Consider the following 11,693-nt stretch of genomic DNA (forward strand, 5'->3'; position numbering starts at 1 on the left):
GTATTGTAAGCATGTGTTGATAAGTAGTTCTTTTTATACCAAAGTATCGTTTAAACTCACTGTCGTTTAGTTTTTCAGCTTGCTTGGGTGTCATGTCTTGGTTTTTTAAGGTTAAATGGGTATTATAACATGATGTGTTGTTGGTTTGGAAAGGGGTCTAATGGTGACAGTTTTATCTTGCGAGGTCACTTCGGTTTTTGCCGCTTTGACGTTGGTATTGATATTATTAATGGCGTTATGCAACTGACTGCCATTTATCGCATCTTTACTGGTAGCAGAAATATCGCCATCTGCAACATTGGTGATTTTATTACCCGCAACATCAACTTTATCTTTGGTAAACAATGAACCATTATTGATGGTAACGCCGTCGTTGTTGATGGTGGTATCGCCTGCTTTCACACTGTCAACCGTGATGTTTTTGGCTAATTTAATATCCAAAGTATCACTACCATTAGCTACCACGCCAATGTTGCCATCTGAAAGCTTAGTGGCATCAGTTACACCGCCTTTAACATTAACGGTTTCACCCAACTTACGAGTAACATTATCACCACTGTCGCCTGCAAAGGTTAGTGGTTTAAATGCTTGAATTGCAGTTTGGTTGATGGCATCATTGATGTTATTAACAGGATTGCCGTTTACAGTAACAGGGGCGTTGGTTACGGTAACATCGCCAACTTTTAAGCCATCGTTGTTGATGGTGGTGTCGCCTGTGGTTACAGAACCAGTGCCGCCTAAGTTTAGGTTATTTTTCAATGCGACTTTATATTTTTTGCCACCTGTGTCGTTGGTGCCATCTTCAATAACTGTCACGTTATCACCAACGACAACACCTTCTTCTTTGGCGATTTGTGCTTTGGTAGCATCTGATAAATCAATGGCGTAATCTGTCGTCACTGCTTGTGTGGTCGCATCAGTACTGGATGTTTCTGTTTTCTTTAACGCACCACTTACCGATACCGTCGTTTTGTCTGCACTAACGGTATATTCTGTATTATTGCCATCAACTTTAGATTGAATATGTGTGTTACTGCCTTTAATAACTGTGGTGGTTTTTTCGCTATCGTTAATAGCTTTAGCCACTTGCTCTGCTGTAGCGAAGTTATCGCCTGCTTTATCAGCTACTACATTACCTGCATTATTTACAGTTAAGCAGATTTGTTTACATCAAAGGTGATGTCCGAGCCTACAGCTCGTGCAGTTGTACCTGTGCCATTTACAAAGTTAATGTCTTTGTTGTTTTGGTTTAGTGTTTCGACCTGCGTACCATTTACCGAAGTAGTCAATTCTTGGACGGCAGTATCGGCTTTAGCCAACGAATCCTTAGAAGCTTGTGATAAATCAACCTTGTAATCAGTCACATTTTTAGCATCTTTTGTGCCTGCAACAACCGTCACTGCATCAGAACCATTACTTACAGTTGTGCCATTGGCGTTGACTGTGTAGACTTTGGAACCATCAGGATTATCTGTAGCGACAACATCAGTCACGTTGGTGCCAGCAACTACTGTAGATTTGACTGCTTTAATGGCATCGTGAACAGTGTTTTTGTTGGTATCGCCAATATTATTGGCAGTCAGTTCACCAGTGTTCGGGTTAAGTGTTGTCTCGCCACCAATGATATTCTTGGTAGTTTTAGCGACATTACCCAATACATCTTGTGTTAAGTAAAGCTGGCTACCGTTAATCGCATCAGTAGAATCGGCAGAGATTTTACCTGCGGCGACATTAATAATCTGACGCTCTTTTCCAGTTGCACCGACAGAAACAACACCCACAGGCATGCCGGCAAATGAGCCGTAAGTAATGCCGTTTACCGTGCCATTTTCAATATCATTTGCCCGACCTGCTGTCGTTGTCGCAGAATCTTCGCTGCTTTCATTACCCAAAATCACATTATTTGCAGCGGTAGTGGTCACTTTATTACCCAATACCATGGTATTTTGAGCATTAACGGTATTTTCATTACCAATAATCACAGAGTCGCTGGCATCAGCTGTCGCAGCTATTGTATTCTTATAACCCAACACAAATGCACGGTCTACGTTTTGTGTTTGGGTTAAAGTGGACGTATCAGTAATAACGCCTGCACCATTACGGGTTGCTGTTGCACCGACGTTATTTTGACCACCTAAAGTCAATACATTATCACTGGCAGAGCCAATGGCGTTATTATTACCTAAAGAATACGAGTTTGTACCTTGTATCACAGATGGGTCACCAATCGCACCAGAGCCTTGACCGCTGACCACATTACCTGTACCAATGGAGATAGTGTCCTTGGCAGTGGCTTGTGCACCCTTACCGATGGCGATGGCGTTTTCACCTTCCGTACTTGCATTCACACCTAGAGCAACCGAATAATTACCATTGGTACGGGCTGCTTTATTTTGCACAACTGTTACATCATTATCATTACTAACCACTCTTTCATCTTCGCTTGAACCAATGGCGATAGAACCTACGCCAGTTGCGGTCGTACCCATGCCAACAGCAATAGCATTATTATTACTGCGAGACCAAGCTCCAATGGATAAGGTATTATCAATGACTAATCTATCTGCATCAGAATTACCACGTCCTGCCCGTTTACCCATGGCAATATTGTTTGTGCCACTAATATTACTACCCGCCTCAATCAAAGCAGAGAAGTTGTCATGACCTGTAACATTCTGACCCGTGCGACTATCCATGGAATAGTTGGTATTGCCTTGTACATTATTCCCTGCAACATGACCTATTGCCACGTTTTCTGTTCCCTTTACTGTTTTGCCTGCACCATTGCCAATCGCCACCCCATGAGTATTGGCATTTGAGTCATTACCTGCATGAACACCGATACTTACTGCGTTCGTCTGAGTACCACCTGCATTTAATCCAATAGTAACAGACTTATCGCCCGCCTCTGTCTTAAAACCCTGAGCCACACCACCGTAGGCTGCCTTTGCACCGCCTCCAACAGCGACGTTGTCACCACGATTTACACCGCCAACCAGACCAGATGTAGTTTCAGCACCAGCACCGATAGCGACCGCATTACGACCTGTTGCATTAGCACCAGCACCGACAGCAGTTGTTGCATTAGCACCAGCACCGACAGCAGTTGTTGCACTTGCAGACTCTCTGCGTACATTTGCATTTGTAACATCTGCTGTTGTTTGACCATTCATGTTGTTAGAAACAGCATTTGCTCCTATCGCAATAGAATCTTTGGTAGTTGCAGAAGCTTTATCACCAACAGCAATCGCCGCCGAATTAGTAGCTTGGGCAGCTGTTCCTATCGCAATAGATGACTTGCCAGTCGATTTTGCACCAGCAGCAGCGGCAAATGAACCTTCGTTAGTAGCGGTCGAACCCACCCCCAAAGCAACCGAAGTAGTGCCAGAAGCCTCAGTACGAGTACCAAATGCTGTTGACAGGGCACCCTCTGCACGAGATTGCACACCAACTGCTACCGCAGCTTCTCCAGCTTTGGTTGGCACATAGCGGGCTTGACTGCCATCAAAATGAACCAGAAAATCATTGGTAATTTCCTTATATTTTTTTGCTGCGAATGTGTTATTTAAAGCCCCAGTATTACCAGTAACATTATATTTTGGTGGGTTAAGAGATGCCACTTTATCCAAGTCATCACCACCAATGGCAATTGATGAGTTGCCTTCAGCTCTCGCTTGAGCACCTAAAGCCGTTGCTTGATCTCCCGAAGCGATAGTTTGGTAACCAATAGCTACTGATTGCTGATTGTTACCTGCTGTTCCGTGACTAAACACTTGATCTGAACCCACCCAAGTGGATTTGCCGGGATTGGTAAAGGTGCTAGCTTCATAGCCAATTGCCACCCCACCATAGACCGCCTCTGAATTGACACCAACAGCGACGTTTTGTGCGGTATTCTTATTCCGATTATCCGCCTCACTTGCAGCCCAAGCATTATTACCGATAGCAACACCTTGAAGTCCGTTACCACTTACCTCCCCCACTTTGGCACCAGTACCCACAGCTAAGGAATTAGCCTCATTTGCCACACCCCCAAACTCCCCCTGTGCCCATACCGATGACGATAACATCATCCCTACTGTTAATGCCGTCAAGGTAAATAGACTTCTTTCCAAACCCTGATTTTTGTAGATTTTTAAAAACTTCAACCCTAATACTTACAAGGGTTTATTTTTAGTTTGGAAAGAGATTTAATACCTTAGTGGTAAATTTTGGTAGACTGCTTGAACCGACTGTTCCTGCTGATGATTTGCCTTGTGATTTGGCAAATTCACAGACTGCTTGGAAAGTCTGGGTTGACTTATTCCAGATGACACGATAAATATTGTTCATGACAATTCCTATTTAATTAAAATAATGGGCAATACATCCACACCAAAAGCTCATTTAAGCCATTATAGCCACAACAAACTGACAAAATTTGTCATCTTACTACGACAGCTTAATACTGTGACTATCGTCTTTTTGATAATAATTGTATACAGACAAAGGGAATACATCACAATTTTACCCTTCATACCAATTTAACTACCACTCATCATGCAAAAGTTATACCTATTCACTCAGATTTAAAGAAAACAGTGAACATTTTTACCAATAATTATTATTAATCCAACAGATAGTAAGCAACCAGTAACAACCATTACAAGTAAAAACTCTTGTAAACACTTATCGCAAGATAGAGCGTGCCTGCCCTTTATGACACAATTTAAAATTTAGAAATATTTTAAAAATAAAATGATGTTTTTGCATGAAAAATGGCTATCCGACCACTTAATCAGGCAAATTTTAAGATTTTTACAACTTAATTTTTAAAATTAAGTGGTCGGATTGTTTTTCATATTAAAAGCTTGTTTGATAGAAGATTTGCAAACTTTACTTTTTCCTTGAAAAACGTGCGATTTTTCTCATTTTTCATTGCAAATACAAAAGACAGGCATGCCCTAATTAATCCTTTAAAAAATTATGGAAAAGGTGTAGAATATGTTTATTCCAAATTGATAAAAATCACTATCAATCATTATGCCCAGCCAAGAGCGAATACTCGCCACAACAGCTAAGGTTATATCATGTCAGAACCATCCGATAATTCTGTAAAAAATACAGAAACTGCCGAACCCAAAGTTTTTGACCCCAAAGCAAGCGATACAGCACAGAACTCGCCCGCCGAGCCATCCCCTGCTGATAAGCCTGATACCAGCACCCCGCCACCTAAAAAAACCAAAAAGCCCAAGCCACCACCTGAGAAGCTGATACCGCATTCTAAGGACATGGACGCCACCAAGAAACGGGTGCATCCACGCTTTGTCTCGGGCAAATATCAGAATATTCGTCTGGTGAGCATGTACGCCATTTTGGCGGGATTTTTGATATTGCCATGGATAAAATGGGGTGGTCGTCAGGCGATACAGTTTGATGTCGCCGAACCAAAGTTTTATATCTTTGGGGCGACGTTTATGCCACAGGACTTTTATTTCTTTGCCTTTATCTTTATGATTGCTGCCTTTACACTGTTTATGGTGACGGTCTATGCAGGGCGTGTGTTCTGTGGCTATGCCTGCCCACAGACGATCTATGTACACTTGTATCAACACGTAGAAAAATGGGTACTGGGCGAGCGTAATAAACGCATCAAGTTCGACAAAGAGCCTAATAGTGCTTCCAAGATTGGCAAAAAACTACTCATTCATCTGATATGGGGTGTCATGAGTATGATTACCGCCATGACATTCATGTCACTTGTAGTCGGGACGGAATACCTATTCTTTAATGGAGCAACACCGTTCTTTATGGGTTGGAGCAAGATGACATGGATATTCTTTGGTATCATCACTTTTGTCACACACATGAACGCAGGCTACATGCGTGAACATATGTGCGTCCATTTTTGTCCTTATGGTCGTTTCCAATCAGTAATGTTTGACAAAGACACCTTGCTCGTCTCCTATGACTATGATCGTGGCGAACCCCGTGGGGCTCGCAAAAAAGGCGACCACCCCGAAGGCTATGGCGACTGTGTGGACTGCACCATGTGTGTACAAGTATGTCCTACGGGTATCGACATTCGTGATGGTTTGCAAGTAGAGTGCATCCAGTGTGCGGCGTGTATCGATGCGTGTAATGAAATCATGGATAAAGTGGGCTACCCTCGCGGCTTGATTCGCTACACTACCGAACGTCAGCTTGTCCACAAAGAAAAAACCAAAATCATCAGCTTCCGTATCTTTGCCTACATCTTTATCCTTAGCGTGCTTGTGGTGGTTGCAGCACTGGTAGCCACAGGGCGTGACTCCTTGGAGCTTGAGATTCGCCACAACCGCAAGCAGATCAGCAGTGTCGGACGTGACGGCATGGTTGAGAACAGCTATGTCCTAAAAATCGTCAATAAGACCAATGAGCGACAAGTCTATAAAGTCAAACTAGAACCTGTCGATGGCTTAACCTTAAAATCTCGCTTTAAGGAGTTACCACTCAAAGCCAACGAGCCGTATGATTTGCCTGTGAGTATCTTTGGCGACCCTGCCAAAATCAGTGGCACCATGCCTGTCACCATTACCGTCTATACCGAAGATGGCAAGTACAGTGCCAGCAGACAAGACGTGTTTGTCTACGAACCAAAAACCAAGAAGTAGTCAAATAATACAAACCCTGTCTTTGACAGGGTTTTGTTTTTGTTTTTAAAATGGGTCAGTGTTTGTACACCTAACAAACTTAATATTTACCACAGGCTTTGTAGGACTGGCTCCGCACGTCCTTTGATAACATAGCAATTTTTATAGGCGTGCACAGCACGCCCCTACACCCAAACACCGTTGCATTTGTAGCAATTTTAAAGATTCTCGGGTGTATTAAGCAATCAAAAAGGGTAAGACAACTTACCCTTTAGACGGTTAAATCCCATTCAAAATCACCTTGCTTAATCACCCCACACGCACCACATTCACATCGCCCATCTCGTCCCATATTTGGTGCGTGGCAATGGCAAGCACGCCAATCTCGCCTGCTTGTTGCATATCGGTTAGGCTCTGCCACACCTTATGGCGAGTGGTGCTATCTAGCCCTGCAAATGGCTCATCTAATAACAGCACCTTTTTGGGTGATAGGAGCAGACGAGCCAGTGCCACACGCCGACCTTGACCGCCCGATATCGCCATACCGTATTCGCCAAGTGGCGTATCTAGTCCTTTTGGCTGGTGCTTTGTCCAGTCGGATAAACCCACTTTATCAAGCACCGCCCACAGCTCATCATCACTCGCTGACGGCTTGCCCAATCGCAGGTTATCGGCAAGGCTTTGGTCAAAGATGTCCACATTTTGCCCCAAAAAGCCAAACGAGCGACCAAAATCCACGTTATCCATGTCTACATCACGAAGAGCAGATGTCCGTACCAACATCTCGCCACTCATGCGTGGCACTTCTCCTGCCAGCGTGGCAAGCAGTGTGGATTTGCCCGCCCCTGACGCTCCCATGATGAGTATGGGTGTGGTTGGGGTAAGCGTGGCACAGATACCGTCCACGCTCATGATAGCAGACGGCATTTTTATGGATACATTTTTTAGAATAAGGGTTGGATTATCATCTATCGGCTGTTTTTGGGGTGTGTTGTCCGTACTCATTAGCTCATTGATACGTGCTTTGGCATTGACACTTCTGCCATACGCCAACGGCTCACCCACCAGTGCCGAGACTATCTCCATCAGCCCAAACACCCCAAGTGTCAAGGCAAGCACCATGGCAGGATTTAGGGCGGTATGACCGTTTAGCGTTGCCACCGTAAAGGGGGTAATGCCCTGCTCAAATATCCGCCCTGCCATCAGTAGCAGTAGCACCACCGCCAACGCAATGATGAGCTGAATGAGTGCTTGGGCGTTACGTCTAGCTCGCAAGGTTGCCATCGTCAGCTGATGATGTCGCTCATCATACTCACTAAGCTCACGCACGCTGTCCTGCCATCTGCCCCACGTGATGAGAGCGGTTAGGGCAGGTAAGGTGTTGATGAGTTTGCTTTTGCGTAGCACCAAAAGCTCACTCTCACGCCGTGCCAGTTGCACCCCTTTATATAGAGTCATGACCGCAATGATGAGTGCTAGCCCCATGTGTAGTACGGCAATCCACGCTGTCGGTATCATCACAGACACCATGAGCGACAGCACCGCCACCGCCACGACCGCCACCACAAAGGGCGACACCACTCGCAGTGGGAACTCGTCTAGCGTATCAATGTCCTTGACGAGCCTTTGCATGGTCTCGCTACTACCGCCCTTTTGTAGTCGCACCGATAACGGCAGTCTTGCCCAATGCGAAAAGAACTTCACTCGCAAATCACGAAGTAACCCAAACACCGCATGGTGCGACACCATCAAATCGCCATAACGGGCAAAGGTTCGCACGATAGCAAAACCACGAATAATGGCGGACGGCATAAGATAATTAAAGGCGTGCGACCCCACCGCCAGCACCCCTGCCACGCCTGCCATCGTGATAAACCACCCCGAGAGCATGACCAGCCCCAGTACCGACAATACCGTCGCTATGCCTAACAGCCATGCGATAAGCCACAGAAGCTTTTGGCTAAGTAATAACTCTCTTAGGCGAAATGGACGATTGTTGGGTTGATTAGCCATGTTGCACCGCCTTTTGTTGTTTTTGCTCATACAATGCCGTCAAGTCATGGACGACATCAAAGTCCACCCCCGCCCCATCATGCGTAACCCAAATCACGGTCTTGCCGACACTCACACGAGACAATAACGCCTTAATTTTCTCTGCCGTCTCACTGTCCAAATGCTCGGTTGGCTCATCAAGTAGCCATACTTTGGCATTTTGTAATAACAACTGAGCAATGGCAAGTCGCCTGCCTTGACCGCCTGACAATCCACCGCCACGCTCGGCAAGCACGGTGTTCATGCCATCTGGCAACTGACTGATGACGTCCCATAGGGCGACATCGTTTAGCACCTGCACCAGTTCATCATCGGTGGCAGACGGTTTGGCAAGGCGTAAATTATCGCTAATAGAGATTGGCAATAATGGCGTGGTCTGCGACAGATAGCCAAGCTGTGTTCTTAGTATATTCACATCAAGCTCATCATACCGCACCGCCCTACCATCGGCATGAATGACCACGTCGCCAGCAAAGTCGCCAAAGCCAAGCAGGATTTGTAATATCGTGGATTTACCCACGCCACTTGCCCCCATCAAGGCAGTGCGTTTGCCTGCGTCAAAGGTTAGGCTAATGGGCGATAATCGCACTCGCCCATCATCGCCAAATGCCGTGATGTTATTAAGATGAAAGGCGGGCGGACTATCAAGACTTATCGCCACATCGCCCCCTGTTTTGGCTTTAAAATTTAGCATGGGGGCGATTGCTTTGGCACACGCCACCGCCTGCCCTTTGACATGATATTCTGCCCCCAATCGGCGAAGCGGAGCGTAAAACTCTGGCACAAGCAATAGGATAAATAACGCTGTACCATAGCCTGTCAGCACCTGCCCCTTACCCCACGGCAAAATCCCCATCAAGCCAAAGCCCAGATATACCGCCACCAAGGCAATGGATAAGGCGGATAAGAACTCTAACACCGCACTGTTTAAAAAGGCGATTTTTAACACGTCCATCGTGCGTTTGCGATAATGCTCGGAGCTATTTGCGATGTCTGACACGGCAATGTCCACCGCCCCTAGCCGTGATAAGGTATTGACCCCACGAATCCAATCCAAAAACCGCCCCCCAAGCTGTGCCAAGGCGTCCATCTGCTCACGGCTTTTACGAGCGGTTGCGATACCGATAAACGCCATAAAAATCGGCACAAGCGGTGCGGTAAGTAGCAGCACCAATGCTGACGTAACACTATAAAACGCCACACACCCCGCCAAAATCAAAGGCGTGGTAACGGCAGTCATCTTTTGGACATGAAAGCGAGCATAACCGACCAGTTGGTCAGGCTCATCGATGATTTTACTTGCCAATGCCCCGTCCGCCCCAAAATCACGCCTTGCCTGCCCCAGCTCGCCTAACTTGACAAATAAGCGTTGTCTCACCGATTTGGCAACGGTCAGCCCTGCTTGACTCAGCAAAACATCACGTCCATAACCAATGGCAATGCGTACCGCCAAACACGCAAACAGCAGTCCCAAATTAAAGAGTAAGCCACTGCCCACCACCCTATCAGGCAATGGCACGCCTTGCACAAAGCTCGTCAGCCACCCATCAAAGAGCCACACCAGTACACACGCCTGCCCCACCAACACCAGCACGCTCGCGATGTCCAGCAAATACGCCATCATCATGGCTTTTTTGACCGGCTTAAAAGTCGCCCTTAAAAAGGCATTTGCCATGATGTCTTCTTGGGAGCGTCTGGGTTTTTTGCGTTTGGATTTTGGCGATGTCGATTGCTCTACATGGGGCGGATGTTTGGGCGATACGGTTGGGGTGATTGGCTCGGTCATGGTGTTGTTATTGTCAAAATTTAGCGTTACATTATCGCTAAATTTGGGGATAATTTCAAGGTAAAGATAACTCCCAACATCGCCCTTTGTGTTACAATATCGCCACTTGCTTATTTTTGCTTTATCTCATGTCAATCCGCCAAAAATTATACATTTTATTAGAAAATCACGATGATTCATCGCCTTTGGCATTGCCTGCCAAGATATTGGATTTATTTTTAATTACGCTCATTTTATTAAATACCCTAGCGGTGATATTAGAATCGGTGGATAGCATTTATTAGACTTCTTTCCAAACCCTGATTTTTATGGATTTTTAAAAACTTCAACCCCAATACTTATAAGGGTTTATTTTTAGTTTGGAAAGAGATTTATTATCCTTATCAGGATTATTTTAGGGTGTTTGAGTGGTTTTCTGTGATTATATTTGGAATAGAATATATCGCTCGTTTTTGGGTCATTGCCGAAAAGAACATTGATAGAGTTTGGCATACCCGTTTTAAATGGACGACAAGTTTTGGGGCAATTATTGACCTACTTGCCATAGTGCCGATATTTTTGCAAAGCATTAGTGGCATTGATTTACGTTTTTTACGGGTATTTAGGTTATTAAGGCTATTTAAACTTACCCGTTATTTTGATTCTTTGCGGATACTGCTCACCGTATTACAAAAAGAGCGTGGCTCATTTGGGGCGGTGATATTTATTTTAATGCTTCTTATCATATTGTCAGCAAGTGGCATTTATTTGGCGGAGTATGAAACCCAGCCTGATGAGTTTAATTCAATCCCTCATGCGATGTGGTGGGCGGTGGTAACCTTGACAACGGTGGGTTATGGCGATATTACGCCCATTACGCCTTTGGGTAAACTTTTGGGGGCGTTTATCACGATATTGGGTGTGGGGCTTGCCGCCTTGCCAGCAGGTATTTTGGCAACGGGACTGACCCGTGAATTAGAAAGCCAAAAACAGGCAAGTCTATATCGGCTTTATGATGAATTTATGGCGTTGTCCTTAACCGAATTGCATGACAATGATAAAATAAATAGCCTATCTGATGAATTAAAAATAGACCGCAAAAACCGCCAAGAAATTCTAACCCAAGTTTTGCGAGAAAAACGCCTATTAGCAAAAGAAAAGAGCTTGATGAAAAAGAAAAGTCCTTAAATAAAAAAATGCTTTTGTCCGTATTGTGGGGAGCGGGTGGAGTAAAATAAGGGCAATCACTGAACCGCACCCCAAAA

Annotated in this window: 8 protein-coding genes; 3 read left to right on the forward strand and 5 right to left on the reverse strand. The window is 45.1% G+C overall.

What is annotated here, in order from left to right; translation table 11 throughout:
* Window positions 1–111: 111 nt before the first annotated feature.
* From B5J94_RS10070 to B5J94_RS10080, 3 genes are all read right to left on the reverse strand, one after another.
* The gene (locus B5J94_RS10070) at window positions 112–1,086 is read right to left on the reverse strand and encodes a hypothetical protein (protein ID WP_079364110.1); all 975 of its coding nucleotides are present in this window, start codon (window positions 1,084–1,086) and stop codon (window positions 112–114) included.
* Window positions 1,087–1,151: 65 nt separating this feature from the next.
* The gene (locus tag B5J94_RS10075; RefSeq protein ID WP_143821965.1) at window positions 1,152–4,148 is read right to left on the reverse strand and encodes a beta strand repeat-containing protein; all 2,997 of its coding nucleotides are present in this window, start codon (window positions 4,146–4,148) and stop codon (window positions 1,152–1,154) included.
* Between the two features lie 25 nt (window positions 4,149–4,173).
* On the reverse strand, window positions 4,174–4,332 hold the full coding sequence (locus B5J94_RS10080) for an ESPR domain-containing protein (RefSeq protein WP_079364111.1): 159 nt from the start codon (window positions 4,330–4,332) through the stop codon (window positions 4,174–4,176).
* A 938-nt stretch (window positions 4,333–5,270) separates the two neighbouring features.
* On the opposite strand from B5J94_RS10080, the gene ccoG reads away from it, so the two are divergent.
* The gene (ccoG, locus tag B5J94_RS10085; RefSeq protein ID WP_062501553.1) at window positions 5,271–6,632 is read left to right on the forward strand and encodes a cytochrome c oxidase accessory protein CcoG; all 1,362 of its coding nucleotides are present in this window, start codon (window positions 5,271–5,273) and stop codon (window positions 6,630–6,632) included.
* A 288-nt stretch (window positions 6,633–6,920) separates the two neighbouring features.
* Here ccoG and B5J94_RS10090 read toward each other — a convergent pair whose 3' ends face one another.
* Both B5J94_RS10090 and cydD read right to left on the reverse strand, forming a co-directional pair.
* Entirely contained in the window at window positions 6,921–8,624 is a 1,704-nt protein-coding gene (locus B5J94_RS10090; RefSeq protein ID WP_062501049.1) for an amino acid ABC transporter ATP-binding/permease protein, read from the reverse strand.
* The gene (gene cydD / locus B5J94_RS10095; protein ID WP_143821966.1) at window positions 8,617–10,449 is read right to left on the reverse strand and encodes a thiol reductant ABC exporter subunit CydD; all 1,833 of its coding nucleotides are present in this window, start codon (window positions 10,447–10,449) and stop codon (window positions 8,617–8,619) included. The genes B5J94_RS10090 and cydD overlap by 8 nt, the downstream gene beginning before the upstream one ends.
* A gap of 128 nt (window positions 10,450–10,577) precedes the next feature.
* On the opposite strand from cydD, the gene B5J94_RS14235 reads away from it, so the two are divergent.
* Window positions 10,578–10,733, forward strand: coding sequence for a hypothetical protein (locus tag B5J94_RS14235; protein ID WP_158081055.1), 156 nt, complete (start codon window positions 10,578–10,580; stop codon window positions 10,731–10,733).
* 115 nt (window positions 10,734–10,848) lie between these two features.
* The gene (locus B5J94_RS10100) at window positions 10,849–11,616 is read left to right on the forward strand and encodes an ion transporter (RefSeq protein WP_062501047.1); all 768 of its coding nucleotides are present in this window, start codon (window positions 10,849–10,851) and stop codon (window positions 11,614–11,616) included.
* Window positions 11,617–11,693 lie beyond the last annotated feature (77 nt).

The organism is Moraxella lacunata, from assembly GCF_002027545.1.
In the GTDB taxonomy this organism is placed as follows: Bacteria; Pseudomonadota; Gammaproteobacteria; order Pseudomonadales; family Moraxellaceae; genus Moraxella; species Moraxella lacunata.